The sequence below is a fragment of the Micromonospora alfalfae genome, from assembly GCF_022230925.1.
Lineage (GTDB): Bacteria > Actinomycetota > Actinomycetes > Mycobacteriales > Micromonosporaceae > Micromonospora > Micromonospora alfalfae.
Genome location: NZ_JAKKFH010000021.1, coordinates 125,365 through 151,130, shown reverse-complemented (window position 1 = coordinate 151,130; position 25,766 = coordinate 125,365). Strand labels below are relative to the sequence as shown.

Here is a 25,766-nt window from a genome sequence, read left to right as displayed (position 1 = left end):
TCACCCAACGATTGCGGTCAATACATCGTCAAGAGTGACCACGCCGAGTGGCCGCCGCCCGTCGCTGACCAGCACCATGTGCCGCCGTTCGCGACGCATGGCCAGCAGCAGATCGGCCAGCGTACGGTCCGGCGGCACCACCGCCAGCGGCCGGTAGACGTCGGCCGGCACCGGGGACCGGCGGCCCTGCCCGGCATACCCGAGCACGTCTTTGACGTGCACAAAGCCGAGCACCCGACGGGTCGACCGCTGCACCACCGGGAACCGGGACCGGCCGGTCCGGGTCGCCAGCACCTCCAGTGACGCCGGCGAGACGTCCTCGGCCACCGTCACCACCGTCGACCACGGTTGCAGCGCGTCGGCCGCCGTCCGGGCATGCAGGGCCAGCGCTCCGGTGATCCGCGCGTGCTGCTCCGCGTCGAGCAGCCCTTCGGTCCGCGCCTGGGAGACCAACCCGGCCAACTCCTCGGCGGTGAACACCGTCTTCACCGCCTCCGACGCCTCGATCCGCCAGAACGCGAGCACCCGTCGGGCCGCCCATTTCATCGCGAGCAACAACGGTTTGGTGGCCACACAGAATGCCAGCATCGCCGGGCCGAGCCAGAGCGCGGAGACCTCCGGACCGGCAAGCGTGATGTTCTTCGGCACCATTTCACCGACGACCGTGTGCAAAAAGACCACCACGCCCAGTGCCAGCACGAACGCCACCGGGTGCACCGCCCGCTCCGGCAGGCCGGCCGCGTGGAACGGCGGCTCCAGCAGGTGAGCCAGCGCCGGTTCGGCGATCGCGCCGAGACCCAACGAGCAGACCGTGATGCCGAGCTGCGCGCCAGCGATCATCAGGGGGATCTGGTTCATCGCCGACAACGCCCAGCGGGCGCGTTTCGACCCGGCGGCCAGCGGCTCGATCACCGTCCGGCGGGACGCGATGAGCGCGAACTCGCTGCCCACGAAGAACCCGTTGCCGAGCAGCAACAGCACCGTCACCAGCAGCTCAGTCATCCTCGTCCGGATCCGCCGGGCGCAACACCCGGACCTGCTCGATCCGGTGCCGCTCCACCTCGACCACCGTGAACTCCCAGCCGTCCGTCTCGACCGTCTCACCGGCCAGCGGGATGTGCCCGAGCTGAGCCATCAGGAACCCGGCCAACGTCTCGTACGGCCCCTCGGGCAGCCGGAAACCGGTCTGCTCGGCCACCTCGTCGGAGCGGAGCACACCGTCGACGAGCACCGTCCGTTCACCGCCCGGCACTGTCAGCTCGGCCGACCCGTTGTCGTCCACGCTCGCCGGGTCGAACTCGTCGGCGATCTCTCCGACCAACTCCTCGACGAGGTCCTCGACGGTCACCACGCCGTCCGTGCCGCCGTACTCGTCGACCACGATGGCCAGGTCGGCCCCGGCCGCCTTCAGGGCGGCCAGGACACCGTCCAGGTTCAGGCTCTCCGGCACGTACACCGGCTCGCGGGCCACCGAGCCGACCCGGGTCGACGCGCGGTCGGCCAGCGGCACGCCCAACGCGTCGGGCACGCCGGCCACACCGGTCACCAGGTCCAGGGTCTCCTCGTACACGGGGAACCGGGTCCGCCCGGTCCGCCGCGACTCCTCCAGCAGTTCCGCCACAGTGGCCGTGGAGCGCAGCGCGACCACGTCCACCCGGGGGGTCATCGCCTCCGCGGCCCGCTTGTCACCGAAGCGGATGGTGCGACGCAGCAGCATCGCGGTGTCCGTGGGCAGCGCGCCGGCCCGCGCCGAGATGGCCGCCAGCAGGCCCAACTCCTCCGGTGAACGGGCGCTTGCCAACTCCTCCTGCGGCTCCACGCCGAGCGCGCGGACCAGTCGGTTCGCCGAGCCGTTCAACCCCCGGATCACCCAGCCGAACGTCCGGGAGAAGGTGTGCATCGGGCCGGCCGTGGCCAGCGCCGCCGGCATGGGCCGGGCCAGCGCCGCGTTCTTCGGCACCAACTCGCCGAAGAGCATGGAGATCAGCGTGGCCAGGGCCAACGCGATGAACGGGGTGAGCCGCTCGGTGCTGTCTCCGGCCAGCGGGCGCAGCAGCGGGGTGAAGAGCCGGGCCAGCGCCGGCTCGGCCAGGTAGCCGGTGAGCAGCGCGGTGATGGTGATGCCGAGCTGCGCCCCGGAGAGCTGGAAGGAGAGTTCGCGCAACGCTGTGCGTACCGTCAGGGCGGCCTGGTCGCCCGCGGCGGCCCGCCTGTCGATCTCCGCCCGGTCGACTGTGACCAGGGCGAACTCGGCCGCGACGAAGAACGCGTTGCCGACGGTCAGCAGCACGAAACCGATCAGCGGCAGCAGCGCTAGAACAAAAAGTCCGTCGATGTGCGTGATTGTGACACGGGAGTGCCGGCGGCGGGCCCCCGCTAGCGTGGTGGCATGGACAGTCTGCTGCTCACCGATGAACTGGTCCTGCTCGCGTACGACGACGACGGCGCCAATCGGCTCGGACGCCCACAACTCGATTACGGCCTTGCCGGCGCGGTGCTGCTGGAACTGGCGCTCGCCGGCCGGGTGGAGGTGACGGACAAGCACCTCGTGGTGACCGATCCCACAGCGATCGGGGTGCCGCTACTGGACGAGGCCCTGACCATGCTGGCCGCCGGGCGGCCCCGCAAACCGAAGAACTGGATCGGCAAGCTGGCCAAGGGCCTGCCGGAGCGGGTGCTCGACGGCCTCGTGGAGACCGGGGTGCTGCGCCGGGAGTCAGACCGGGTGCTGCTGGTCTTCCCGCGTACCCGCTATCCCTCGCCGACCGGTGCCCAGCCGGCGGTGGAGACCGAAGTCCGGGAGCGGATGGCGGTGGCGCTGACCGGCAACGGCCCGGTCGACGCCCGGACGGCGGCGCTGCTCACCCTGACCCGGGCGGTAGGCCTGGACCGCAAGCTCTTCCGCGAGCTGCCGAAGGAGCGGGTGAAGGCCCGGATGGACGAGATCGCCACGGCCGACTGGGCCTCGGCCGCGGCCAAGAAGGCCATCGACGAGATGCAGGCCGCGCTGATGGTCGCGACCACCGCGGCCATCGTCACCACCACCACCAGCTGAACGAGCGGCGGCGGCACGGGTGCCGCCGCCGTCGTGGTTCAGCTTCCGCCGGGGGTACGCCTCAGCCTGCGGTCGGCGCGACCTCCGGCTCAGCGGTCGGGGCCGCCGGCTTCACCGAGCGCAGCAGGACGGTCGCCACGTCGATCACCTCGACCTGCTCGCCGGCGCCCTTGCCGTTGACCCCGTCGCTGAGCATCGTCGAGCAGAAGGGGCAACCGACGGCGACCGTCTTCGCCCCGGTGGCCATGGCCTCCTCGACCCGGTCCACGTTGATCCGCTTGCCGATCTTCTCCTCCATCCACATCCGGGCGCCACCGGCGCCGCAGCAGAAGGAGCGCTCGCTGTTACGCGGCATCTCGGTCAGGTCGCCCGCGATGGCGTCGCCGAGGACCTCTCGGGGGGCCGCGAAGACGCGGTTGTGCCGACCCAGGTAGCAGGGGTCGTGGTAGGTGACGCCACCGTCGACCGGCTGCACCGGCGTGAGCTTGCCGGTGGACACCAGGTGCGCGAGCAGTTGGGTGTGGTGGACCACCTCGAACTCCCCGCCGAGCTGCCCGTACTCGTTGCCCAGTGTGTTGAAGCAGTGCGGGCAGGTCGCGACGATCTTGCGCTTCGCCTTCTCGCGGCCCTCGAACGCCTCGTTCAGCGTCTCCACGTTCTGCTGGGCGAGCATCTGGAAGACGAACTCGTTGCCGATCCGTCGCGCCGGGTCGCCGGAGCAGGTCTCGCCCTCGCCCAGGATCGCGAACTTCACGCCCGCCTCGTTGAGCAGCGTGGCCACCGCGCGGGTGGTCTTCTTGGCCCGGTCCTCGAACGCGCCGGCGCAGCCGACCCAGAACAGGTACTCGAAGTCGTCCACCTCGCCGACCCGGGGCACCTCGAAGTCCAGGCCCTTGGTCCAGTCCTCGCGGGTGTTCTGCGGGGCACCCCACGGGTTGCCCTTGTTCTCCAGGTTGCGCAGCATCACCCCGGCCTCGGAGGGGAAGCTCGACTCGATGAGCACCTGGTAGCGGCGCATGTCGACAATGTGGTCGACGTGTTCGATGTCGACGGGGCACTGCTCGACGCAGGCACCGCAGGTGGTGCAGGACCAGAGCACGTCCGGGTCGATGACACCGCCCTCCTCGGCGGTGCCGATCAACGGCTTGTCGGCCTCGGCGAGGGCCAGCACGTCCAGGTGGGCGAGTTGGGCCTGGGTGGCCTTCTCCTCGCCGGTCAGGTCCTTGCCGCCGCCGGCCAGCAGGTAGGGCGCCTTGGCGTACGCGTGGTCGCGCAGACTCAGGATGAGCAGCTTGGGCGACAGGGGCTTGCCGGTGTTCCAGGCCGGGCACTGCGACTGGCAGCGACCGCACTCGGTGCAGGTGCTGAAGTCCAGGAGGCCCTTCCAGCTGAACTGCTCGACGTGGGCGACGCCGAACTGGTCCTTCTCCGGGTCGGCCTCCTCGAAGTCGAGCGGCTTGCCCTGGCTCGTCATCGGGCGCAGCGCGCCGAGACCGGAGCCGGCCGGCCTGGCCGGCTCCCGCTTGAAGAAGATGTTGGGGAACGCCAGGAAGCGGTGCCAGGCGACGCCCATCGTGACGTTCAGGGAGATGACGATCAGCCAGGTCATCGAAATAATGATCTTGATGGCCGCGGCGACGCTGACGCCGTCCGCCCAGTCGGGCAGCACCGCACCGACCGCGTGGCTGACCGGGGTGGCCCAGAACGGGAACTCGAAGTGGTCGGTGGCGACCTTGAAGCCCCGGATCACGAAGCCGAAGATCAGGACCAGCAGCACGATCCACTCGACGAAGTAGCCCTGCCACATTGTCGAGCCGGTGAACCGGGACCGCCCACCCGGGCGGGTCGGCCGGTTGCGCAGCCGGATCGCCATCAGCACCAGGATGCCGACCAGACCCAGCACCCCGATGATCTCGGTGACCAGACCGAAGATCGTCCAGTGCCCGATGATCGGCAGACCGCCGTCGGTGGTGACCACCTCGAAGTACGCCTCGAGCACCAGCAGCGACAGCACGACAAAACCGACCATCACGAACCAGTGCGCGGCGCCCACCACGCCCCACTTGAGCATCCGCGTATGGCCGGCTGTCTCCACCAGCATCGTCCTGGCGCGGGCGACCTTGTCGGAGAACCGCTCCGGCGCGGGTTGCCCGAGCCGGATGACTGCCACCATCTTCAGGACCGCACGCACCGCAAGCCACACCGCCACGGCGGTGATGGCGGCTGCGAGGATCGTGGTGACGATCTGGACGCTGCCCATCGAGTTGGCCTCCCCGGTCTGCTGCCTGATGACCTCGCTCTGCTCGGTCATGCAGTGCAGCCTACGCGAAGGTTACCCAGCGGTAACGTGAGTCATCTCGCAGTAGGCCGCGCTGCCTGCGCACACCATAGGGGGCCCCACCCGATCCTGCTGGGCAGGGGCTCGACGGGGTGACGTGGGACCGCCGACGCGGCGGTCTGCCCGGATCAGCGCCAGCGAGAGAGCAACGCCAGCGAAGCGACCATCGCACCGAAGCCGACGGCGAGGTTCCAGTAACCCCACGCCATGACCGGGTACTCCTGCTCGGACAGGTAGTAGAGAACCAGCCAGCCGATCCCGACGACGATCAAGGCGACCGCGGTGATCGGCAACCACACCGGGCTAGGCTTGCGCGACGACGCCGTCGTCGTCGGACGAACGTCCGTCGGCGGGGTGTACACCTTCTTCTTACGGACCTGAGACTTGGGCACGGCGCTCTCCAGAGGGGTGACGACCTCGTCCGGCCTGACAACCGGGCGCGGGGGCGACGGTCCATGGCCAATAATGTTCGAGAGCTAGCGTAGTCCCGATTGGCCGCCTGGACCACGAATGGGGTCAGGCCGGTGCACGGAGTGACCGAAAGAGGCGGGACTGTTCGCATCACCGGCCCAGCCGGCACGGACCGATCCCCGACACGCGGAAGGAACGCTCGGTGGAGTACACATCCGGCGCAACCTCCTGGCAGAAGGTCCTCCGACGGGCCGCCGCCGGGCTGCTGCCCCGGCGACCGCGCCAACGCCGTCCGGGCTGGTCGATCGGGGTGCCACTGATCGCCGCAGCGGCCGGGTTGCTCTTCACCACCACCGCGACCACCGCAGGCGGCACCGCTCTCCGGGAGGACCGGCGACCCCAGCTCAACCAGCTCATCGAGGACCGCCGCGAACAGGTCGCCGCCAGCGAGCGCCGCGCCGCCACACTGCGTGGCGAGGTCGAACAACGGACCAACACGCTGGCCGGCTCGGACGCGCCGATCAAGGCTCAGCAGAATCGCGCCCAGGGCAGCCTCCAGAACGCCGGGTTCACCGCCCTCAGCGGGCCCGGGGTCACCGTCGAGCTGAACGACGCGCCCCAGCTCGACCAGACGCAGTCGGACGCCAGCAACGACGACCTGGTGGTGCATCAGGGGGACGTGCAGGCGGTGGTCAACGCGCTCTGGGCCGGCGGAGCGGAGGCCATGTCAATCATGAATGTCCGCGTGCTCACCACCAGCGCGGTACGCTGCGTCGGTAACACCCTGCTACTGCACGGCCGGGTGTACTCCCCACCGTTCAAGATCGTAGCGATCGGCGATCCCGCTGCCCTCCAGCAGGCCCTCGCCAGCTCTCAGGGAGTCCGGTTGTTCAAGGACGCGGTCGACGACTACCAGCTTGGCTACAACGAGACGGCCTCCACGGTGCGAGTTCCCGCATTTGAGGACTCCACCGCCCTGCGCTCGGCTACGGTGCCCAAGTGAGCGGGCCGGACGAGCAACGCGACGGGCGACACCGGGACCAGACCGACGAGCCGACCGCCTTTCTGCCCAAGTTCGACAGGCCCGAGCCGGCACCGGGCCGACCGACCCCGGCCAGCAACTGGCCCGAGCCGGTGCTGCAACCGCCACGAGCCGAGCAGCAACCGCCAACCCAGCAGCAGCCGCCGAGCGCGACCCGACCCGAGCCGAACGGGACCCCGGGCCGCCCGGGTGCCGAAGCGCCGCCGCCCTGGCCGGGCAGCGCAGCCGCCCGGCCGGGCTCACACGGCGGTCCTGCGGTTCCCCCCGCGACCACCCCCGACCGACCACCCGCCAGCAACCAGGGCCCGGTTCGGCCCGCTGCCCCAGGCAACGCCCCGACCCGACCCCCCGCACCCAGCGCCTCGTCCACCCGACCGACCGCGCCGGGTGCCGCACCGACCCGACCGCCGACCACCGGCAACCCGCCAGGTGCCGCACCGACCCGCCCGGCCACGCCCGGCGGGATGCCGATGCCGACCCGGCCGGCGGCCTCCGGCACACCGGGCCGGCCTGTCTCCTCCGGGCCCTCGACGCCGCCGCTGGCCGACTCGCCGACCGCGTACATTCCGCAGGTCACCGCTCGGCCCGGCCGACCCACCGGCTCCCCGGCCGCACCGGTCTCCCCGGCCGCCCCCGACCGCGTCGCAGCGGCCGGACCGGAAGGCTTCCCGCCGAGCGGGCCGAATCGGGTCCCGCCGACCGGGCCGAGCCGGGTCCCGCCGAGCGCTGGCGGGGATCGCGGCGACGATCCGGCCGCCACCGCGTTGATTCCGGCCGTGCCCGCCACTCCTGCCAGCAGGCCGCCGACCATGGACTCGACCGCGTTGATGGGTGCCGTCCCCCGCACCGCCGTCCCGGATGAACCGGCCGGCGCCAACTCCGCCGAACCTCCCCAACCCCGACGCGGCGAGCGGGTGGTGCAACTCCGGCCGCACCAGACCGGCGAGGGCTACAAGAGCGTCTACTCCGAGCTGACCCGTCCGTCGTTCGGTTCGCGACTGCGCACCGGGGTCCGCGTCACCGGCGAAATCCTGATCACCTTCGGCCTGGTGGTCCTGCTCTTCGCCGGCTACGAGGTCTGGGGCAAGTCGGCGATCGTCGACGCCCACCAGAACGACCTCAACAACGAGTTGGCCCAGGCCTGGGGTCCCACCGACGACCCGACTGTCGCCCCGTCGGTGGGCCCGAGCGTCAAACCCTCCCCACCGGTACGCGGAAAGCCTCTCGCGGGCCTCTACATCCCCAAGCTCGACAAGAACTGGGTCGTCGTCGAGGGCGTCACTCAGCAGGACATCCGCTTCGCCCCCGGCCACTACCCGACCAGCGCGCTCCCCGGCCAGGTGGGCAACTTCTCCGTCGCCGGCCACCGCAACCGGGCCACCTTCTGGCGGCTCGACGAGCTGGACGAGGGCGACCCGATCGTGGTCGAGAGCAAGACCGACTGGTACGTCTACCGGGTGTCGCAGTCCCGCATCGTCCGGCCGACCCAGGTCGAGGTGGTGGCGCCGGTGCCCGGCGAGCCGAACAAGAAGGCAACCAAGCGGATGCTCACCCTCACCACGTGCAACCCGAAGTTCGACAACTACCAGCGCCTGATCATCCACGCCGAACTGGACCGCACCCAACCCAAGTCCGCGGGCCGTCCGGCGGAGCTGGGAGGCTGACCCGGTGTACGCGTTCATCTGGCGCAAGCTGCCGTTCGGCGTGGTCGGAAAGCTGACCGGCTCGGTGCTCCTGGTGGCCGCCACGGTGGCTCTGCTGTGGTACGTCGCCTTCCCATGGGCCGAGCCCCTGCTGCCCTTCGACGACGTGCAGGTCGAGTCCGGCGTACCCGCCGAGACTGGTGGCGGCGGCGATCCGGTGACCGGGGAGACCCCGGCCGGCGACGATCACGAACTGCCGTACGACACCGACCAGAACAACCCCGCGCCCCCCTCCCCGAGCAGGTGACCATGCGCGTCCTGGTGATCGACAACTACGACTCCTTCGTCTTCAACCTGGTGCAGTATCTGGGCCAGCTCGGCGTGGACTGCGAGGTCCGTCGCAACGACGAGATCGACGTCGCCGAGGTGGGCACTGTTGGCGCGGACGGCATCCTGCTGTCGCCCGGTCCGGGCAGCCCGGATCGGGCCGGCATCTGCCTGGACGTCATCCGGGAGTACGCGGGCCAGCTGCCGATCTTCGGCGTCTGCCTCGGTCACCAGGCGATCGGCGAGGCCTTCGGGGCGACAGTGACGCGCGCCCCCGAGCTGCTGCACGGCAAGACCTCCGAGGTACGACACCACTCGGTCGGCGTACTCGCCGGTCTGCCCGACCCGTTCACCGCCACCCGGTACCACTCGCTCGCCGTGCTGCCCGAGACGCTCCCCGACGAGCTGGAGGTCACCGGCTGGACCGGCTCCGGCGTGGTGATGGCGATGCGGCACCGGACGCTGCCCATCGAGGGCGTCCAGTTCCACCCGGAGTCGGTGCTCACCGAGGGCGGTCACCTGATGCTGGCCAACTGGCTGGCCAGTTGCGGTCACCCCGAGGCGCTGGAGCGGGCACCCGCGCTGGCCGCCGAGGTGGACGCGCGTCGTCTGGCGGCCTTCGCCACCACCTGAGGGGGCCGGACCGTCAGGGCTCAGGCACCCTGACGTCGGGAGCCGGTGCCGGTCGGGTCAGCCACGCAGCGCGTCCTGGACAGCGGAATTCGCAGGCGAACGCACCGCTGGCGGTCGGTCGCGCACCGCATCCCACGCCGCTTTGCCACTGGCGAAGTAGTCCCGAGCCGACTTCTCGGCGAGCAGGGCGGCACCGCAACCATCGCAGCGGGCGGTCACCCCGTCGGCGTCGACGCCGAGCTGCCGGCACAGCGTCACCGCCCGCGACAGGTGGTACGACTGGGTGACGATCAGGGCCCGCTCGACGCCGTACACCTCCCGCGCTCTCGCGCAGCTGTCGTAGGTGTCCAGGCCGAACGGGTCGGCCACCACCCGACGCCTGTCGACGCCGCGCTCGGCGAGGTAGTTCGCCATCACCGCCGGTTCGTCGCCTGACGCGCCTCCGCCGTCGCCCGACACGAGGACGACAGTGGCCCGCCCGCTGTTCACCAATTCGGCGGCGGTGTCCAGGCGGCCGGCGAGACGATCCCCCGGTCGCTGCCGATCGGGTGCCACTTCGGTGCCGAGGACGATCACCACGTCGGCGGCCGGCGCGTCGGCGACGGCGTACAGGTGGCCGCGTGCGGCGAGCGTCGTCCACAGCCACGGGGAGCTGGCCAGCACCAGGACGACGAGGCCCGCGACGGCCAGCCGGCGAAGGTGTCGGGGCCACCGCCGCACCGGCCCGACCGCCGACGATTCAGCCTCGGTCATGCCGATGCCCGGAGGTGGCCTAGTCCTGGGGCCGGCCCGGCGGAGGCGGGATCGGCAGACCGATGCCGCCCCCACCGCCGGGAGTGGTCGGCGTGCCCGTCGGCGTGGTCGTCGGCGTCCCTGTGGGCGTCGGGTCGGTTTCCGGCTCCGGCTGACTCACCTTGATGGTCACCCTCGTGCCGGTGGGCTTCTTCTCCTTGCCGTTCGGGCTCTGGTCGGTGACCTTCCCCGCCTGGTCGGCGGGAACCTCCGGCCCGTCCTGCACGACGACAGTGAAGCCGGCGTTCCGGAGGACGCGGGTGGCCTCCTCCTGGCTCAACCCGACGACGTCCGGCACCTCGCGGACCTTGCCGTTCGAGACAGTGAGCGTGACCTTCGTGCCCTCGGGGACGCTCTCGCCCTCGGGCGGCTCGACCTTCAGTACCTCGTCCTGGCTCGCCTCGTCGTTCACCGTGTTGATGTCGTACTTGAGCTTCGCCTCGGTGAGCCGGGCGATAGCGCTCTCCCGCTTGCTGCCCTTGAGCCCGGCGGGAACGCGCACCTCGGGCTTCCCACCACAGATCTGAATGGTGACAGTGCCGTTCTGCTTCACCTGGGTGGTCGGCAGCGGGTTCTGCTGAACGACAGTGCCCTCGGTGCAGTCACTTGCCAGCACCGGGTCACCCACCTGTGCGGACAGACCGGCTTTCTGGATCTCGGCGATCGCCACGTCCCGGGTCTTGCCGGTGAGGGTGGGCACCGACTTCAGGTCGTTGCCCTTCTGCTGGCTCCAGAGCAGTGCGGCGACCAGGGCGATCACCGCCAGTACGCCGACCGCGCTGAACATCGCTATCAGCCAGGAGGACGCCTTGCGCTGGCGGGGGTCGCCCACCCGGGCCGGGATCTGCCCGGTCTGCGGCCCACGGCCGGAAGGCGGATAGCCGCCCCCACCGCCGGCCGGGGCCATCGCCACCGTCTCCGCCTCGCGCAGCACAGGTGTGGCCAGCACGGGCCGGCCGGCGGCGGCGCGGAGCAGGTCGGCCCGCATCTCGCCAGCACTCTGATAGCGGTTGAGCGGGTTCTTCGACAGCGCCTTGAGCACTATCGCGTCGACGGCCGGGGTGACGTCCGGGTTGATGTCGCTCGGCGTCGGCGGCGTCTCCCGTACGTGCTGGTACGCGACGCTGACCGGGCTGTCCCCGACGAACGGCGGGTGCCCGCAGACCAACTCGAAGAGCACGCAGCCGGCCGCGTACACGTCGGAGCGGGCGTCGACGGCCTCGCCGCGTGCCTGCTCCGGTGAAAGATACTGGGCCGTGCCGATGACCGCGCTGGTCTGGGTCATCGTGGTCGCGCCGCTGGCCAGCGCCCGAGCGATGCCGAAGTCCATCACCTTGACCTGGCCGGTCTGGGTGAGCATCACGTTGCCGGGCTTGATGTCCCGGTGGATGATCCCGTGCCGGTGGCTGAACTCCAGTGCGGCGCACATGTCGGCGCAGATCTCCAGCGCACGGCGCGGTTGCAGTCGCCCCTCGGCGCCGAGGACCTCCTTCAAGGTCCGCCCGTTGACGAACTCCATGACGATGAACGGCAGCGTCTCACCGGTCGGCGCGGTCTCCTCGCCGGTGTCGTAGACCGCCACGATGGCCGGGTGGTTGAGCGAGGCGGCGTTCTGCGCCTCCCGGCGGAACCGCATCTGGAACGTCGCGTCCCGGGCGAGGTCGGTGCGGAGCATCTTGATCGCGACGTCCCGACCGAGCCGGAGATCGCGACCACGGTGCACCTCGGCCATGCCGCCATAGCCGAGCAGCTCGCCGACCTGGTACCTGCCACCGAGCAGGCGGGCCTGCGCTGTCATCGCGTCTGTCGTCCTTCGCTCGTCGTCGCCCCGCCGTCGCCCGGCTGGAGTCGTACCTCCCGACGGTACGACGTCCGGGTCGGATCGTCGCGCCCGTCGAGTCGTAGCGCGCCGGACGTCACGGTGCGCGGCGCCAGCCCGGCGGATACACCGGCCTGCGACTGCTTCCGCAGGTTGTAGGAAATCACGCCAGAGCAGAGCAGGACCAGCACGGCCAGCAGGATGGCGAGGAGCACCATTCCAGGCCGGGACCGCTGGGGCTGCGGTGACGGTGTCGCCGGGCCGGCCTGCCGGACGTACGCCGGCGGGTGTTCCTGCCGGGGTGGCCCGGACGGCACCGCTGCCGCACCGCGCGGGTAGCCGTTCGGTGCGCCAGGTGTCCGGACGGGCTGGACGGCCGGCGCGACGGCGGTGGGGCGTGGCTGTTGGGCGGGTGCGATCGCTGTCGGCCTCGCTCCGGCCACCGGTGGGCGGGCAGTCGGCGGACGCATCTGGTGTGCCTGCGGCACCTGGGCCCGACCGGGCGCGGCGGGTGAGGCGGGCGCCGCGGAGACCGGCCCGGAGTTGCCGGCGGCCCGGGCCTGCTGGGAGAGCGCGGCCTTGAGCTGACGGGCGACCCCGGCCAGTGCGGCGGCGCTCGGCCAGCGGGCGGCCGGATCCTTCGCCAACGCCCGTTCGACAAGGGCGCGCACCTGCGGGGGGATGTCGGCCGGCAGTGGCCGTGGCGTCTCCCGGACGTGCCGCATCGCGATGTCGAGGGGGTTGTCGCCCTCGAACGGCCGCCGACCGGCCAGGCACTGGTAGGCGACCACGCCGAGGGCGTACACGTCGGACGCCGGGGTGGCCACGCCGCCGGTGGCCTGCTCCGGCGAGATGTACGAGGCGGTGCCGAGCACCGAACCGGCGGCGGTGAGCTGGCCGACCATGTCGGAGCGGGCGATGCCGAAGTCGGTGAGCACCAGCGTGCCGTTGGGCCGGACCAGCAGGTTGCCCGGCTTGACGTCGCGGTGCACGATGCCCTTCTCGTGCGCGGCGTGCAGCGCGTCGGCGGCCTGCGCGACGAGGGCCATCGTCCGCGCCGGGGTGAGCCGGCCGACCCGGCTCAACGTGGACGACAGGGCGTCACCCTCGACGTACTCCATTACCAGGAAGGCGATCTGCTGGTCGTTGCCGAAGTCGTAGACGTCCACCACGCCGGGGTGGTTGATGGTGGCCATCGTGCGGGCCTCGTGGCGGAACCGCTCACCGAAGTCGGGGTCGTCGAGCAGGGCGGGGAGCAGGCTCTTCACCGCGACCGTCCGGCCGAGCACCTGGTCGGTGCCGCGCCAGACGTCGCCCATGCCGCCGCTGGCGATCCGCTCGTCGAGACGGTATCGGTTGCCGAGCTGCACGCCGGGGCTGAGCATGTCAGCGACCCCCTGGGTCGGCGATGGCGGCCCGCATGATCTGACCGGCGATCCGAGCGGCTTCGCCACTACCACCGGGGCCGGCCTGCTCCAGCACCACGCAGACCGCGGAGACCGGGTTGCCGTTCTTGTCCAGGGCGAAGCCGATGAACCAGCCGTGGTCGGGCCGGTCCGGGGCGGACTGGGCGGTGCCTGTCTTGCCGCCGACCGTGTAGCCGTTGATCGCGGCCTTCCGCCCGGTGCCGTTCTGGACCACACTGACCATCATCTCGCGCAGGTCGGCGGCGACCGGCGGCTCGACGGGCTGGCGCAGCTCCCGCGCCTTTGCCGTGTAGTAGCTGGTGGTCCGGTCCGGCGCGAGCAGCTGCCGCACCAGGTACGGCCGCATCTGGCTGCCGTTGTTGGCGATCGAGCCGGCGATCATGGCGCCTTCGAGCGGGGTCATCCGAACGTTGTTCTGGCCGATCGAGGACTGGGCCAGCGCGGCCGGGTCGGTGCTGCCGTCCTGGTTCTGCATGGTCCCGGTCCGGCTGGCCGCCGTGGGCAGGCCGCCCTCGCCTAGCTGGCCGACGGTCAGGTCCTCCTGCTCGAAACCGAACTGCCGGGCCTTCTCCTTGAGGGTCTCCGCGCCAAGCCGCACACCGAGCTGGGCGAAGCCGGTGTTGCACGATTCGGTGACCGCCTCCAGAAGGGTGACCTGCCGGGTCGGGCAGATCGACGGATCGGCGTTGCGGATCGGGGTGCCCGAGGTGGGCGCGGTGTAGCTGGAACCGGCCGGGATCTGGGTGGTCTTGGTGACGCCGTTCTCCAGCGCCGCCGCAGCCACCACGATCTTGAAGGTGGAACCCGGCGGCAGCGTCTCGCCAAGCGCGCGATTCTTCAGCGGCTCATCCGGGTCCTTCTCCAGCTTGTTGTACGCCGCCGCTGCCTCGTTGGTGTCGTGGCTGGCCAGCGGATTCGGGTCGAAGCTCGGCATGGAGACCAGCGCCTGAATGGCACCGGTACGCGGGTCGACGGCGATCGCCGCGCCCCGCTTCGCACCCACCTCGTTGTTGCGCAACTGGTCGTACGCCACGTCCTGGGCCCGCTTGGAGAGCGTGAGCAGCACGTTGCCGCCACCGGTGTCGTCGCCGGTGAACATGTCCTTCAACCGGTCGCCGATCAGCTGGTCGCTGGTGCCGGCCAGGAAGTCGTTCTCCACCTGCTCGATGCCCTGGTCGGCCAGGTTGACCGGCTTGTAGCCGAGCACATGGGCGTACTTGGCGCCGCTGGGATAGGTGCGCAGGAACTTCAGGTTGCCGGTGGTCTCCTTGCTCGTGGCCACCGCCGTGCCGCCAGCCTCGATGTTGCCGCGCTTACGGTCGTACTCGGCGACCTGGACCCGACCGTTGTAGTCGCTGGTCCGGTATTCATCCGCCTTGTATGCCTGGATCCAGTTGAGGTTGGCGAAGAGCAGACCGAACAGGACCATGACGACGACGCCAACGCGGCGCAGGGGTGCGTTCACGGCTTGATCACCTCCGTGGGAGCACCGTGCAGCTGCTCGGGCGGGCCACCGCTGGGACGGGCCGCCTTGCCGCCGCCTCCTCCGGTCACCGGTCGGCGGGCGCCGTCGGAGACCCGCAGCAGCACCGCGATGAGCAGCCAGTTGGCCATCAGCGACGACCCGCCGGCGGACAGGAACGGGGTGGTCTGACCGGTCAGCGGAATGAGCTTGCTGATCCCGCCGACGATCACGAAGACCTGGAGACCGAGGGTGAACGCGAGACCGCCGGCGAGCAGCTTGCCGAACGAGTCCCGTACCGCGAGTGCCGCGCGCAGCCCGCGCTCCACGATGAGCAGGTAGACGACGAGCAGCGCGGAGAGGCCGAACAGGCCGATCTCCTCACCGATGCCGGCGAAGATGAAGTCGTTCTGCACCTCGGGCAGGATCTCCGGCTGACCGCCGCCCGGCCCGGCGCCGAAGAGGCCGCCCGTGCCCAGGGCCAGCAGGCCCTGCACGAGTTGGTAGCCCTTGTTCGTCGGGTCGGCGAACGGGTCGAGCCAGATCTCCGCCCGCACGTAGAAGTTGGCGAACGGCCCGCCGACAGTCGAGCCGAGGACGTAGGCGAGGTACGCGCCGCCGAAGAAGAGGACCAGGCCGATCAGCAGCCAGCTGACCCGTTCGGTGGCGATGTAGAGCGTCACCACGAACATGCCGAAGTAGAGCAGCGAGGTGCCCAGGTCCTTCTCGAACACCAGCACCAGGACGCTGATCAGCCAGACGCCGACCACCGGCCCGAGGTCACGGCCACGCGGGAAGTCGATGCCGAGGAAGCGCCGGCTGGCCAGCGACAGCACCTCACGCTTGCGGACCAGGTAGTAGGCGAAGAAGACCAGCAGCGCCAACTTGGCGAACTCACCCGGCTGGATGGAGAAGCTGCCGACCCGGACCCACAGCTTCGCGCCGTTGATCTCGGAGATACTCGACGGCAGCACCGCCGGGATCATCACCAGCACGATGCCGGCCAACCCCAGGGTGTACGCGTACCGCGAGATCGACCGGTGGTCACGCATGATCGCGAGCAGGCCGGCGGCGAGGATCACCGCACCGAGCGTCCAGGCCAGCTGACGTCCGCCCTGCCCCGCGAAGACTGCCAGGCTCTCCCGCTCGGCCACCGGGGCGTCGCCCAGGTCGATCCGGCGCAGGAAGCCCACCCCGAGCCCGTTGAGCAGGGCCACCGCAGGCAACAGCGCCGGATCGGCGAACGGGGCGAGGAACCGGATGACCAGGTGCAGGCCGAGGAAGACCGCGCCGAGCGCGGCGGCCGGCATCCAGAAGTCCGAGGTGACCGTGTCCAGCAGGTTCGCCTCGACGGTCGCCCCGTACGCGGCCACCAGCACCATCGCGAGCAACAGCAGGTACAGCTCGGCGTTGCGGCGCGACCGCGCCAGGCGTACGCCGGATTGCTCGCCCGCGGTGGCGGGCGAGGGTGCCGGTGTGGCCGCTACGGTCACGGGTGGAGTCCTCAGGATCTCAGCCGACGCTCACTCAGGAGACCGGCAGCCGGCCGGGTCGAGCGCCGGCGTGGCCGAGTCGGAGGGCGTGACGTCGGGTGTGGTGGTCGCGCCGGCCCCACCGAGTGCAGTGGTGGCACCGGCGGTCGGGCTTGCGCTGACAACCCCGTTGGGGGTCGGCGACGCGTTGGCGCTCGGGCTGCCGTTCGGGGTCGGCGTCGAGCCGACCGGGGTCGGCGTCGGCGTGTTGACCCCGGCGGCGGTCGGGTCGAGCGGGCAGAGCGGCTTCAGGTTGGGGTTGCTCGGCGTGTCGCTGGTCAGCTCGGCGAGCTGACGCTCGGCGTCCGGCTCACTCTTGGCTCGGATGCCGACCTTGACGGTGTCCTGCGCGGCGACCGTGAGGTCGTCCAGGCGGGTGCCGCTGCGGCGGTGCACGCTGGACAGATCCATCCCGGCGATCTGACCCTGGACACCGCGGAAGACGGCAACCTGGCCCTCTTCGGTGGCTCCCACGTAGTACTGCCGCTGGGTGTACGTCCAACCACCGAACGCCGCACCGCCGACGATCACCAGCAGGGCCAGCGCCATGGCGGCGGTCCGGACCGGGCGTCGCTTCGGCCGGTCGGCGTCATCGTCGGAGGCCGCCGGTTCCTCGGGGGCGGCCGGACGCGGCGCGGAGAGCGCCGAGGCTCGGGCCGCCGGAGTCGAGTCGTCGGCGGAGGTCGCCATGCCCCGGTCCCGGGCGGCGGCGCCGCCCACGATCGGGGTCGCCTCGACGATGTCCTGGTCCGTGGCGTCGGCGATGATCACCGTGATGTTGTCCGGCCCACCGCCGCGCAGCGCGAGCTGCACGAGCCGCTCGACGCACTGCTGCGGGTCGGTGTACTCCCGCAGGGTCTCGCCGATGGTTTCGGCGCTGACCACACCGGACAGGCCGTCGCTGCAGATCAGGTACCGGTCGCCGGGCATGACCTGGCGGACCGAGTATTCCGGGTCGATGTCCCGACCGTCGAGGGCACGGGTGAGCAGCGACCGCTGCGGGTGACTGCTCGCCTCCTCGGCGCTGATGCGGCCTTCGTCGACCAGCATCTGGACGTAGGTGTCGTCCTTGGTGATCTGCGCGAACTCGCCATTGCGCAGCAGGTAGGCCCGCGAGTCGCCAATGTGGACCATGCCCAGCTTGCTGCCGGTGAAGAGGGTCGCCGTCAGCGTGGTGCCCATCCCCTCCAGCTGTGGGTTGGCGTCCACCGTGTCGCGGAGTTGTTGGTTGGCGGTGCCCACTGCCGAACGCAACGCATCGACGAGAGCGTCCCCCGGGACGTCCTCGTCGAGCGGCGCCATGGCACCGATGACGATGTTGCTGGCGACGTCACCGGCGGCCATACCGCCCATGCCGTCGGCAACGGCGAGTAACCGCGGCCCGGCGTAGACGGAGTCTTGATTGCCGTCTCGGATCAGACCGCGGTCGCTGTGGGCCGCATAGCGCAGGGTCAGAGTCATGGCCGTAATTCGAGGGAAGTGCGGCCGATCCGGATCGGCACGCCGAGGGGGACGGGGGTTGGTCCGGAGACCTTAGCGCGATCGAGGTACGTGCCGTTAGTCGAGCCGAGGTCCTCGACGTACCACTGCCCCTCACGCGGCACGAGCCGGGCGTGTCGCGCGGAGGCGTAGTCGTCGGTGATGACCAGGGTGGAGTCCTCAGCCCGACCGATGGTGATCTGCGCTTCACCGAGAGTGATTTTGGTGCCGGCCAGCTGACCGGCCGTCACCACCAGCTGGTGCGCCGCTCTGCCCCGCTTCACCTTCGCTGGCTTGGCCGCCTGCCCCGTCGAGGCGCCCACCGCGCGTGGCGCGGCCACCAGACGACCCGACCGGGCGCCCGCGAAGAGGTCCCGGCGGATCACGCCGACCACAGTGAACACGAAGATCCACAGCAGGATCAGGAACCCGAACCGGGCAACGGTGATGACCAGTTCCGGCAAGGCGGGTCAGCCGTCCACGCGGAAGGTCAGCGTCGTCGTCCCGAGCTGGACCATGTCACCGGGGTTGAGCGCGACGGCGGAGACCCGCTGCCCGTTCACCATGGTGCCGTTGGTCGAGCCGAGGTCGGTCAACACGACCTGGCCCCCGTCGAAATCCAGCCGGGCGTGTCGCCGGGAGATGCCGACGTCGGGCAGACGCAGGTTGGCCTGGTCGCCGCGACCGATCACCGTCGACCCCATCTGGAGGGGGTAGGTGCGACCGTCGCCGGAGACCAGCCGCACGTTGCGACCGCCACCGTGCCCGGGCGGCGGGCCGTAGCCACCGCCCTGGTCGTACGCGGGGTAGGCGGGCGGGCCGGCGTCATAGCCGGGCGCCGACACCGGGGCGACCTCGCCGCCGGTGTAGACCTCGGCCGTGACACGGAACATGCCCGTGTCCAGACCCTCGCCTCGCTCGATCTCGACGATCACGTCGCCGTAGACCGTCCACGCCTGCTCGCCGATGAACTCCGCCTGCGACTGGGCCAACTCCTGGGCCAGCGCGGCGGCGTACGGCGCCAGCCGGGTGTGGTCGAACGGCGAGAGATCGATCACGTAGCGGTTGGGCACCAACGTGCGCCCACCGGCCAGGATCGCCTTGTGCGCCTCGGCCTCCCGCTGCATGGCGTTGAGGATCTCCACGGGGTGGACCACCCCTTTGAAGACCTTGGCGAAGGCCCCTTCGACCAGGCCTTCCAGACGCTTCTCGAAGCGTTGCAGCACGCTCACCGGCTCCTCCTCGGGTCCCGAGGACATGATGGTATCCGGCCGGCGCGCGCGCAGCTCACACGCCGCTCGGCCGGCTGGTCTCGACCCGTTCGGAAGGGCCGGGACTGTCGTGCTAATCTTTCGTCCGCCACGAACGGTAATCGCTCGTGGCGAGCGTCAGGGACAGCGTAGTATTCCCGAGGCCCGTTGGAGACGGCGGGGCCGGGCGGCTAGAGTGTTCCGGGTTGTGCCACGGGGATGTGGCGGAATGGCAGACGCGCACGGTTCAGGTCCGTGTGCCCGAAAGGGCGTGGGGGTTCAACTCCCCCCATCCCCACCACCGACGAGGGCTCCGCTTCATGCGGGGCCCTTCCGTCATATCGGGGCGTGCTGGACGTCACGCTATGCTCCGATGGATTCTGCCTCCAATGGACCAGGAGTGGCGTGTGAGTGTCGCGTTGGTGACAGGGTCGGGTGGTCTGATCGGCTCCGAAGCGGTTCGGCATTTCGCCGGCCTCGGTCTGGATGTCGTCGGCATCGACAACGACATGCGCCGGTACTTCTTCGGCGAGGACGGCTCCACCTCGTGGAGCCTGGAACGGCTCGGCCGTGACCTGGGTAACGCGTACACCCACTTCGCGGTGGACATCCGGGACCGGGACGGCCTGGAGCAGGTGTTCAAGAAGTACGGCAAGGACATTGCCGTGGTGATCCACAGCGCCGCCCAGCCGAGCCATGACTGGGCAGCCAAGGAGCCGTACACGGACTTCGACGTGAACGCCGGCGGCACGCTCAACATGCTGGAGAACACCCGCCGGCACGCCATCGACGCGCCGTTCATCCACTGCTCCACCAACAAGGTGTACGGCGACCGGCCCAACAGCCTGCCGCTCATCGAGTTGGAGACCCGGTACGAGCTGCCCGAGGACCACCGCTGGTACCAGGGCATCACCGAAGAGATGTCGATCGACCACTCGCTGCACTCGGTCTTCGGCGCCTCCAAGGTCGCCGCGGACGTGATGGTCCAGGAGTACGGGCGCTACTTCGACATGAAGACCGCCTGCTTCCGGGGCGGCACGCTGACCGGCCCGGCGCACTCGGCGGCCGAGCTGCACGGGTTCCTGGCCTATCTGATGCGCTGCGTCATGGAGGGCCGGACGTACAACCTCTTCGGTTACAAGGGCAAGATGGTCCGGGACGCGATCCACTCGCACGACGTGCTGACCGCGTTCGAGGCGTTCTTCCGGGCCCCGCGATCCGCCGAGGTCTACAACCTCGGTGGCGGCCGGCACTCCAACACCTCGCACATCGAGGCGTTCCGGATCGCTGAGGAGATCACCGGCCGCGAGGCGCGGATCAACTACGTCGAGCAGAACCGCACCGGCGACCACCAGTGGTACGTCAGCAGCATGGCCCGGTTCGAGGCGCAGTATCCGGACTGGAAGATCACTTACGACGTGCCGATGATCCTGCGGGAGATCTACGAGGCCAACGTGGACAAGTGGGTGGCCCAGCCATGAGCGCCCGGACGAAGCGCAACGTGCTCGGCGTCCTCGTCGACGCCACCGACTACGCCACGGCGACCGATGCGGTGGTGACAGCGGCACACGAGCGGCGTCCCCTCGCGCTGACCGCGTTGGCGGTGCACGGTGTGATGACCGGGGTGCTCGACCCTGCGCACAACGCGCGGCTCAACTCCTTCGACGTGGTCACGCCGGACGGGCAGCCGGTGCGGTGGGCGCTCAACCTGCTGCACCACGCCGGGCTCAGCGACAGGGTGTACGGGCCGACCCTGACCCTGCACGTGCTGTCGCGCTTCGCCGACGAAGGGCTGCCGGTCTACCTGTACGGCTCGACCGAGGAGACCCTCGCCCGGTTGATCCCGGCCCTGGAGCGGATGTTCCCGGCGCTGAAGATCGCCGGGGTGGAGCCGTCCAAGTTCCGTGCCGTCCAACCCGGTGAGGACGCCGAGATCGCCGACCGGATCCGGTCCAGTGGCGCCCGGTTGGTGCTGGTCGGGCTCGGCTGCCCGCGCCAGGAGGTCTTCGCGTACGCCATGCGGCCGCTGCTCGACATGCCGCTGATGGCGGTCGGCGCGGCCTTCGACTACCACGCCGGGCTGCTGCGTCAGCCCCCGCCGTGGATGCAGCGCGCCGGTCTTGAGTGGTTCTGGCGTCTCGGTCTGGAGCCGAAGCGGCTCTGGCGTCGCTACGTCATCCTCAACCCGGCCTACCTGAGCCGGCTCGCCGCGCAGAAGATCGGCCTGTGGAAGGCCCGCCCGCCGGCCCCGGCCACCGAGCGGCCGGCCACCTTCTCGGTCTGAGCCCGATCTGTACGACGCGAGGCCCCACCCGGCGTGCCGGGTGGGGCCTCGGTCGTCAGGGACCGGTCAGACGGTCAGGGTCCAGGTGTTGATGTAGCCGGTGTCGGCCGAGTAGGTGTCCCGCACCTGGAGTCGCCAGATGCCGTCGGCGGCCTCACCTGACACGTTGACCGTGTAGGTGGCGTTCACGTTGTCGGCGCTGTCCGAGGTGCTGCTGTTCTTCAGCCGGTACGAGCTGCCGTCCGGGGCGAGCAGGTCGATGACCAGATCACCTCGGTAGGTGTGCACGATGTTCACCGCCACTGTGGAGGTCGAGGAGGCGTTACGACCGCAGCCGGAGATGGTGATCGAGCTGGTCACCGCCGAGCCGGCGTCCGGGATCGACACGTCGGTGCCGTTGGTGCCGGTGCAGCCGGTGGGCGGCGGCGGGGTGCTGCCGGTGCCCACGTAGAGCAGCAGGTTCGGCGAGCCCGAGCCGGGGTTGCTCACCACGTTGGGCGTGGCGTTGGCCACCAGTTGGTTGCGGACCTGAGCCGGGGTCCAGCTCGGGTTGGCGCTGGCCACCAGGGCCGCCGCTCCGACCACGTGCGGGGTGGCCATCGAGGTGCCGCTGATCGTGTTGGTGGCGGTGTTGCTGTTGTACCAGGCCGAGGTGATCGACGAGCCGGGGGCGAAGATGTCCAGGCAGGTGCCGACGTTGGAGAACGACGACCGGGCGTCCGAGCTGGTCGTCGAGCCCACGGTGATGGCTTCGGTGGTACGCGCCGGCGAGGTGTTGCAGGCGTTCGCGCCGTTGTCGTTGCCGGCCGCCAGGCCGTACGTGACACCCGAGGCGATCGAGTTGCGGACGGCGTTGTCCAGTGAGCTGTTCGCGCCGCCGCCGAGGCTCATGTTCGCCACCGCCGGCTTGATCGCGTTCGCGGTGACCCAGTCGACGCCGCCGATCACACCGGCGTTGGTGCCACTGCCGGAGCAGTTCAGCACCCGTACGCCGACGAGCTGGACGCCCTTGGCCACCCCGTACGTGGATCCGCCGACAGTGCCGGCCACGTGCGTGCCGTGCCCGTTGCAGTCGTCGGCCGACCCGCCGTCCACGGCGTCGTAGCCGGAGGTGGCCCGGCCGCCGAAGTCGTTGTGGGAGAACCGGATGCCGGTGTCGATGATGTAGGCGTGCACGTTGCTCGCCGTGTTCGGGTAGGTGTAGGAGCTGTCCAACGGCAGGTTGCGCTGGTCGATCCGGTCGAGGCCCCAGGAGGGCGGGTTGGCCTGCGTGCCGGAGATCGAGACGGTGTGGTTCTGCTCGACGTACGCCACAGCCGGGTCGGCCGCGATTCGCGCCGCCGCGCTCGCGTTCACGGTGACCTCGAAGCCGCGCAGCGCCGCGCCGTAGGTGCGGGCCACAGTGCCGCCGTGGCGGCCGGAGAGCCGCTTCGCGGTGTCGCCGACCCGGTCCCGGGCGACCGCGCTGTCCTTGAGTACGACGATGTAGCTGTCCGGCACGGCGGTGGCTCCGCCGGCGGCCCGAACCACACCCACGGGTTCGGCGGCCAGGGCCGGGGTACCGACGGCCAGCACTGTCGCCGCGGCCACCCCGATCAGTACGGACCTTCGTGGAAGACCCATTTCCTACCTCCCTCTGACCGGCAGTGGAACGTGACCACCGGTCCCAACATCAATCGACACTCGCCGATCTAGCTGAGGGTAAGTCAGCCGTCGGGCAGTTGAACATGTCGAAACGGCCATAACCTTGAAGTGATGACCCCCTACGGGCCCGGCGTCCGGGGCGAACGGGGGACGCGCCCGGATTCGCCTCGCCAGGATTCGGGAAAGACTCTCGAACATGGAGAGTCAGCTCACCATCCTGCTCCCGGTTGCCGCCGTCTGGCTGGCCGCCGGCGTCGTTGCCGACGGCCTTCCCCGGCTGCGCAACACCCGCATGCTGCGTCGGCGTACCGGATGGTTGCTGGTGCTGGCCCTCAGCGGCGTTGCGCTCACCGCGGCCGTGCTCGGCGGCGGACTGCTCAGCGCCGGCACCGAGCCGGTCGACCGGGCCGCCGCCGGGCTCACAGTGGCCGCCGGCCCGGCGCTCGTGGCGACCGTCTGCTCGGTACGACGGATCCGCCGGCTGTGGGCCGGCGCGGGCGCGTTCGCCAGTGCCCCCGCCACCCCCGCGCCACACGGGCTGCGCGCCGCAGCGGCCCACCCGCTCGTCGGGCTGCCGCTACAGGTCACCGCCCTGGCCACGGTGCCGGCGTTGATCGCCGCCGCCGGCACCGACCTCGGAGCCGACCCCGGCGTCACCGGGCCGGCGATCACAGTGGGTGCGCTCGCGGTGATCGCCATCGGGGTCCGGCACGCACTGCGGCACAACCGCTTCGCGGAGCGGGCCCAGCCCGCCGTCGCACTGTCAACGCGGGCGGCTGGCGCTCTGCACGTATAGCAGTTCCAGGATCGACCTGGTCGCCTCGAACCAGCGGTCCAGCCAGTCCTGCGAGGGCACGGTGCCCTTCGGCGGCAATTCCATCAGCAGACCACGCAGCAACGGGTGGTCCGCCAGGGACTCGGGCCGCTCCATCGGCCAGCCCGTCGGCGGGAACGACGGCTCGATCAGCGGGTTCGGGTCCAGTGAGGGCAGCGATAGCGGAGGATCCGTCGTCTCGGAAGCACCCTCCCGCCCGCTCAACTCCTGGTCGGTCGAGACCACCTCGGTCAGAACCGTGTCCCGACGAGCGCCGCGGTACTTGCCACCGAACCGCTCCGGCTTCGCCGGACCGGTGGTGAGGTTGTCTGAACCGATCGTCGTCATCCGTCTCGCCTACTCGCTCGGTTGCGGGTCGGTGCGGCTGGTCGTCGACCAGTGCCGTACCGACCGGTTCAACGAGACGGGGACGCTCTGGCGACGGGAATCCCGACGGAACCTCGCCGGCCACTGCCGCGCCGCGACAGTCGGCCGCGCCAACCGCGGCGACGACACAGTCCCCGTCCGGCGAACCGGACGGGGACTGTGTTGACCAGTCGGTCAGACCGCGCCGAACACACCACCCCGGGTGCCGGCGACGAAGGAGTGCCAGTCACCCGGTGCGAAGACCAGGGCGGGGCCCGCCTTGTCCTTCGAGTCCCGCACTCCGACCGCCCCCGTCACGTACGCCACCTCCACGCAGTTGTCACAGTTCGGCCCGCTCTTCGAGCTCTTGAACCATGCTGCCTGCGTCAGGTCCACGGGGAACCCTTTGGTCGCCATTTCCACAACGGCTCCTCTGCCAGTTTTGCGATGTGTGCGACGGACTCCTCCGGACGTATGGCCGCAGCGCGGATGTGATCGAAGATGAAGCTGTACTTCTGTAGTTCGTCGCTCTTCTCGAGGAAGAGCCCACCCGTGGCGTTCTCCGCGTACACAACATCCGGATCACCGGGCTCAGGGAAGCTGAGGATCGTGAACGTGCCGTCCATGCCGGCATGCGCACCCACCTCGAAGGGCAGGATCTGCAGCGTCACGTTCGGCAACTCGGCCACCTCAACCAACCGCTTGAGTTGGCCGCGCATCACCTCGTCCCCGCCCACCGGCCGACTTACCACCGCCTCATCGAGCACCACCCACAGATCGACCGGATCGTCCTGGGTCAATAACGACTGACGGCCCAAACGGACACGCACTCTTTGATGCACCTGGTCGGCGGTGAAGTCCGGCCGAGCCGCACGGATCATGGCCCCGGCGTACTCCTCGGTCTCCAGAAGACCCGGAACGACCTGCTGTTCGTACGCCCGGATCGAACTGGCCGCCGCCTCCAGACCGACGTAAGCGCCGACGAGCACCGTGCTGTAGGGGTGCCACCAGCCCTTCTGGCGGGCCTCCCGGGCGATCTGCACGAGCTCGTCGCTCTCGGCGCCGACCACGCCGTAGATCCGCAGCATGTCCCGCACGTCGCGCGGGGTGGCGGTGGTGTGCCCGGTCTCGATCCGGGAGACCTTCGACGCCGAGCACTCCAACTGTTCGGCGACCACCTCGATGGTGATCCCGGCGGACTCCCGCTGGCGACGCAGCTCGGCCCCGAGCCGTCGCCGTCTGATGGTGGGACTGCGCCGCTCACTCATCGCGCAACCCGTGAGTCACTGGTCCCCGCCGCTGGCTGCTCGACCCCACTCGGGCTACCTCCGGTAACGCGCCACTGGGTGACACCCGCCGGGGGCGCGACCGTCGACCGGCGAGCGTTCGCGACGAAGGGGGTGGTGCCGGTCCTCGGCCGGCCGCGACGGGCGAAACCGGCCCCCAGT

General features: G+C 70.3%; 24 protein-coding genes and 1 tRNA gene. 9 read left to right on the top strand and 16 right to left on the bottom strand.

The genetic code is table 11. The annotated features are described in order from the left end of the window. Together MED01_RS17950 and MED01_RS17945 are read right to left on the bottom strand one after the other, a co-directional pair. Nucleotides 1-1,002: a hemolysin family protein gene (locus tag MED01_RS17950; RefSeq protein ID WP_112601088.1), complete on the bottom strand. Its 1,002-nt coding sequence runs from the start codon at nt 1,000-1,002 to the stop codon at nt 1-3. Beyond that, the gene (locus MED01_RS17945; protein WP_238669761.1) at nt 995-2,308 is read right to left on the bottom strand and encodes a hemolysin family protein; all 1,314 of its coding nucleotides are present in this window, start codon (nt 2,306-2,308) and stop codon (nt 995-997) included. Before MED01_RS17945 ends, MED01_RS17950 begins: the two co-directional genes overlap by 8 nt. Nucleotides 2,309-2,389: 81 nt before the next feature. On the opposite strand from MED01_RS17945, the gene MED01_RS17940 reads away from it, so the two are divergent. Further along, complete coding sequence (locus MED01_RS17940) at nt 2,390-3,055, top strand: GOLPH3/VPS74 family protein (RefSeq protein WP_238669716.1); 666 nt, start codon at nt 2,390-2,392, stop codon at nt 3,053-3,055. A 61-nt stretch (nt 3,056-3,116) separates the two neighbouring features. Here the strand turns inward: MED01_RS17940 and MED01_RS17935 are convergent, their stop codons facing one another. Then, nucleotides 3,117-5,315 carry a (Fe-S)-binding protein gene (locus tag MED01_RS17935; RefSeq protein ID WP_238669760.1) on the bottom strand — a complete coding sequence of 733 codons (2,199 nt, stop codon included), beginning with the start codon at nt 5,313-5,315 and terminating at the stop codon, nt 3,117-3,119. Between the two features lie 206 nt (nt 5,316-5,521). Continuing rightward, entirely contained in the window at nt 5,522-5,785 is a 264-nt protein-coding gene (locus tag MED01_RS17930; protein WP_238669715.1) for a cell division protein CrgA, read from the bottom strand. A gap of 221 nt (nt 5,786-6,006) precedes the next feature. Here MED01_RS17930 and MED01_RS17925 point away from each other — a divergent pair, with 221 nt between their 5' ends. The 4 genes from MED01_RS17925 to MED01_RS17910 are packed head-to-tail and all read left to right on the top strand — an operon-like array spanning nt 6,007 to nt 9,449. Continuing rightward, nucleotides 6,007-6,807, top strand: a complete 801-nt coding sequence (locus MED01_RS17925) for a DUF881 domain-containing protein (RefSeq protein ID WP_238669714.1) — start codon at nt 6,007-6,009, stop codon at nt 6,805-6,807. Next, nucleotides 6,804-8,510, top strand: a complete 1,707-nt coding sequence (locus MED01_RS17920; protein WP_238669713.1) for a class E sortase — start codon at nt 6,804-6,806, stop codon at nt 8,508-8,510. Before MED01_RS17925 ends, MED01_RS17920 begins: the two co-directional genes overlap by 4 nt. A 4-nt stretch (nt 8,511-8,514) precedes the next feature. Beyond that, complete coding sequence (locus MED01_RS17915; protein WP_238669712.1) at nt 8,515-8,796, top strand: hypothetical protein; 282 nt, start codon at nt 8,515-8,517, stop codon at nt 8,794-8,796. Between the two features lie 2 nt (nt 8,797-8,798). Continuing rightward, the gene (locus tag MED01_RS17910) at nt 8,799-9,449 is read left to right on the top strand and encodes an aminodeoxychorismate/anthranilate synthase component II (protein WP_112621287.1); all 651 of its coding nucleotides are present in this window, start codon (nt 8,799-8,801) and stop codon (nt 9,447-9,449) included. A gap of 57 nt (nt 9,450-9,506) precedes the next feature. On the opposite strand, the gene MED01_RS17905 is transcribed toward MED01_RS17910, so the two are convergent. The 8 genes from MED01_RS17905 to MED01_RS17870 are packed head-to-tail and all read right to left on the bottom strand — an operon-like array spanning nt 9,507 to nt 19,219. After that, entirely contained in the window at nt 9,507-10,202 is a 696-nt protein-coding gene (locus MED01_RS17905) for a SanA/YdcF family protein (protein ID WP_238669711.1), read from the bottom strand. A 19-nt stretch (nt 10,203-10,221) separates the two neighbouring features. Next, nucleotides 10,222-12,039 (bottom strand): Stk1 family PASTA domain-containing Ser/Thr kinase, encoded by a 1,818-nt coding sequence (gene pknB / locus MED01_RS17900; protein ID WP_238669710.1) that lies wholly within the window; start codon nt 12,037-12,039, stop codon nt 10,222-10,224. Then, on the bottom strand, nt 12,036-13,445 hold the full coding sequence (locus MED01_RS17895; protein ID WP_238669709.1) for a serine/threonine-protein kinase: 1,410 nt from the start codon (nt 13,443-13,445) through the stop codon (nt 12,036-12,038). The genes pknB and MED01_RS17895 overlap by 4 nt, the downstream gene beginning before the upstream one ends. A 1-nt stretch (nt 13,446) precedes the next feature. Then, a complete protein-coding gene (locus MED01_RS17890; RefSeq protein ID WP_238669708.1) occupies nt 13,447-14,952 on the bottom strand; it encodes a peptidoglycan D,D-transpeptidase FtsI family protein in 1,506 nt (501 codons plus the stop codon). Next, nucleotides 14,949-16,442, bottom strand: a complete 1,494-nt coding sequence (locus MED01_RS17885; RefSeq protein WP_238669707.1) for an FtsW/RodA/SpoVE family cell cycle protein — start codon at nt 16,440-16,442, stop codon at nt 14,949-14,951. Before MED01_RS17885 ends, MED01_RS17890 begins: the two co-directional genes overlap by 4 nt. Before the next feature lie 30 nt (nt 16,443-16,472). Then, nucleotides 16,473-17,942 carry a PP2C family protein-serine/threonine phosphatase gene (locus MED01_RS17880; RefSeq protein WP_238669706.1) on the bottom strand — a complete coding sequence of 490 codons (1,470 nt, stop codon included), beginning with the start codon at nt 17,940-17,942 and terminating at the stop codon, nt 16,473-16,475. Further along, complete coding sequence (locus tag MED01_RS17875; RefSeq protein ID WP_030487599.1) at nt 17,939-18,424, bottom strand: FHA domain-containing protein FhaB/FipA; 486 nt, start codon at nt 18,422-18,424, stop codon at nt 17,939-17,941. Before MED01_RS17875 ends, MED01_RS17880 begins: the two co-directional genes overlap by 4 nt. A gap of 6 nt (nt 18,425-18,430) precedes the next feature. Beyond that, entirely contained in the window at nt 18,431-19,219 is a 789-nt protein-coding gene (locus MED01_RS17870) for an FHA domain-containing protein (RefSeq protein ID WP_238669705.1), read from the bottom strand. A gap of 206 nt (nt 19,220-19,425) precedes the next feature. On the opposite strand from MED01_RS17870, the gene MED01_RS17865 reads away from it, so the two are divergent. From MED01_RS17865 to MED01_RS17855, 3 genes are all read left to right on the top strand, one after another. Continuing rightward, a tRNA-Leu gene (locus MED01_RS17865) sits at nt 19,426-19,511 on the top strand. 64 nt (nt 19,512-19,575) lie between these two features. After that, nucleotides 19,576-20,691, top strand: coding sequence for an NAD-dependent epimerase/dehydratase family protein (locus tag MED01_RS17860; RefSeq protein WP_238669704.1), 1,116 nt, complete (start codon nt 19,576-19,578; stop codon nt 20,689-20,691). Next, nucleotides 20,688-21,494, top strand: a complete 807-nt coding sequence (locus MED01_RS17855) for a WecB/TagA/CpsF family glycosyltransferase (RefSeq protein WP_238669703.1) — start codon at nt 20,688-20,690, stop codon at nt 21,492-21,494. Before MED01_RS17860 ends, MED01_RS17855 begins: the two co-directional genes overlap by 4 nt. Nucleotides 21,495-21,560: 66 nt before the next feature. Here MED01_RS17855 and MED01_RS17850 read toward each other — a convergent pair whose 3' ends face one another. Continuing rightward, the gene (locus tag MED01_RS17850) at nt 21,561-23,117 is read right to left on the bottom strand and encodes a S8 family peptidase (protein ID WP_238669702.1); all 1,557 of its coding nucleotides are present in this window, start codon (nt 23,115-23,117) and stop codon (nt 21,561-21,563) included. A gap of 217 nt (nt 23,118-23,334) precedes the next feature. Here MED01_RS17850 and MED01_RS17845 point away from each other — a divergent pair, with 217 nt between their 5' ends. Then, nucleotides 23,335-23,934: a hypothetical protein gene (locus tag MED01_RS17845; RefSeq protein ID WP_238669701.1), complete on the top strand. Its 600-nt coding sequence runs from the start codon at nt 23,335-23,337 to the stop codon at nt 23,932-23,934. On the opposite strand, the gene MED01_RS17840 is transcribed toward MED01_RS17845, so the two are convergent. The 3 genes from MED01_RS17840 to MED01_RS17830 all read right to left on the bottom strand — a co-directional run bounded on the left by MED01_RS17840 (nt 23,902) and on the right by MED01_RS17830 (nt 25,586). Next, entirely contained in the window at nt 23,902-24,300 is a 399-nt protein-coding gene (locus MED01_RS17840; protein ID WP_238669700.1) for a hypothetical protein, read from the bottom strand. The genes MED01_RS17845 and MED01_RS17840 overlap by 33 nt on opposite strands. Before the next feature lie 213 nt (nt 24,301-24,513). Next, entirely contained in the window at nt 24,514-24,735 is a 222-nt protein-coding gene (locus tag MED01_RS17835; protein ID WP_091396369.1) for a DUF397 domain-containing protein, read from the bottom strand. Continuing rightward, nucleotides 24,705-25,586, bottom strand: a complete 882-nt coding sequence (locus MED01_RS17830; protein ID WP_091396372.1) for a helix-turn-helix domain-containing protein — start codon at nt 25,584-25,586, stop codon at nt 24,705-24,707. Before MED01_RS17830 ends, MED01_RS17835 begins: the two co-directional genes overlap by 31 nt. Nucleotides 25,587-25,766: the final 180 nt, after the last annotated feature.

Excerpts from the sequence above, each read along its gene's own strand:
- MED01_RS17950 (WP_112601088.1), bottom strand. The coding sequence starts at position 1,002 with ATGACTGAGCTGCTGGTGACGGTGCTGTTGCTGCTCGGCAACGGGTTC.
- MED01_RS17940 (WP_238669716.1), top strand. The coding sequence starts at position 2,390 with ATGGACAGTCTGCTGCTCACCGATGAACTGGTCCTGCTCGCGTACGAC.
- MED01_RS17935 (WP_238669760.1), bottom strand. The coding sequence starts at position 5,315 with ATGGGCAGCGTCCAGATCGTCACCACGATCCTCGCAGCCGCCATCACC.
- MED01_RS17910 (WP_112621287.1), top strand. The coding sequence starts at position 8,799 with ATGCGCGTCCTGGTGATCGACAACTACGACTCCTTCGTCTTCAACCTG.
- MED01_RS17905 (WP_238669711.1), bottom strand. The coding sequence starts at position 10,202 with ATGACCGAGGCTGAATCGTCGGCGGTCGGGCCGGTGCGGCGGTGGCCC.
- pknB (WP_238669710.1), bottom strand. The coding sequence starts at position 12,039 with ATGACAGCGCAGGCCCGCCTGCTCGGTGGCAGGTACCAGGTCGGCGAG.
- MED01_RS17895 (WP_238669709.1), bottom strand. The coding sequence starts at position 13,445 with ATGCTCAGCCCCGGCGTGCAGCTCGGCAACCGATACCGTCTCGACGAG.
- MED01_RS17880 (WP_238669706.1), bottom strand. The coding sequence starts at position 17,942 with ATGACTCTGACCCTGCGCTATGCGGCCCACAGCGACCGCGGTCTGATC.
- MED01_RS17870 (WP_238669705.1), bottom strand. The coding sequence starts at position 19,219 with ATGTCCTCGGGACCCGAGGAGGAGCCGGTGAGCGTGCTGCAACGCTTC.
- MED01_RS17860 (WP_238669704.1), top strand. The coding sequence starts at position 19,576 with ATGCTCCGATGGATTCTGCCTCCAATGGACCAGGAGTGGCGTGTGAGT.
- MED01_RS17855 (WP_238669703.1), top strand. The coding sequence starts at position 20,688 with ATGAGCGCCCGGACGAAGCGCAACGTGCTCGGCGTCCTCGTCGACGCC.
- MED01_RS17850 (WP_238669702.1), bottom strand. The coding sequence starts at position 23,117 with ATGGGTCTTCCACGAAGGTCCGTACTGATCGGGGTGGCCGCGGCGACA.
- MED01_RS17845 (WP_238669701.1), top strand. The coding sequence starts at position 23,335 with ATGGAGAGTCAGCTCACCATCCTGCTCCCGGTTGCCGCCGTCTGGCTG.
- MED01_RS17840 (WP_238669700.1), bottom strand. The coding sequence starts at position 24,300 with ATGACGACGATCGGTTCAGACAACCTCACCACCGGTCCGGCGAAGCCG.
- MED01_RS17835 (WP_091396369.1), bottom strand. The coding sequence starts at position 24,735 with ATGGCGACCAAAGGGTTCCCCGTGGACCTGACGCAGGCAGCATGGTTC.
- MED01_RS17830 (WP_091396372.1), bottom strand. The coding sequence starts at position 25,586 with ATGAGTGAGCGGCGCAGTCCCACCATCAGACGGCGACGGCTCGGGGCC.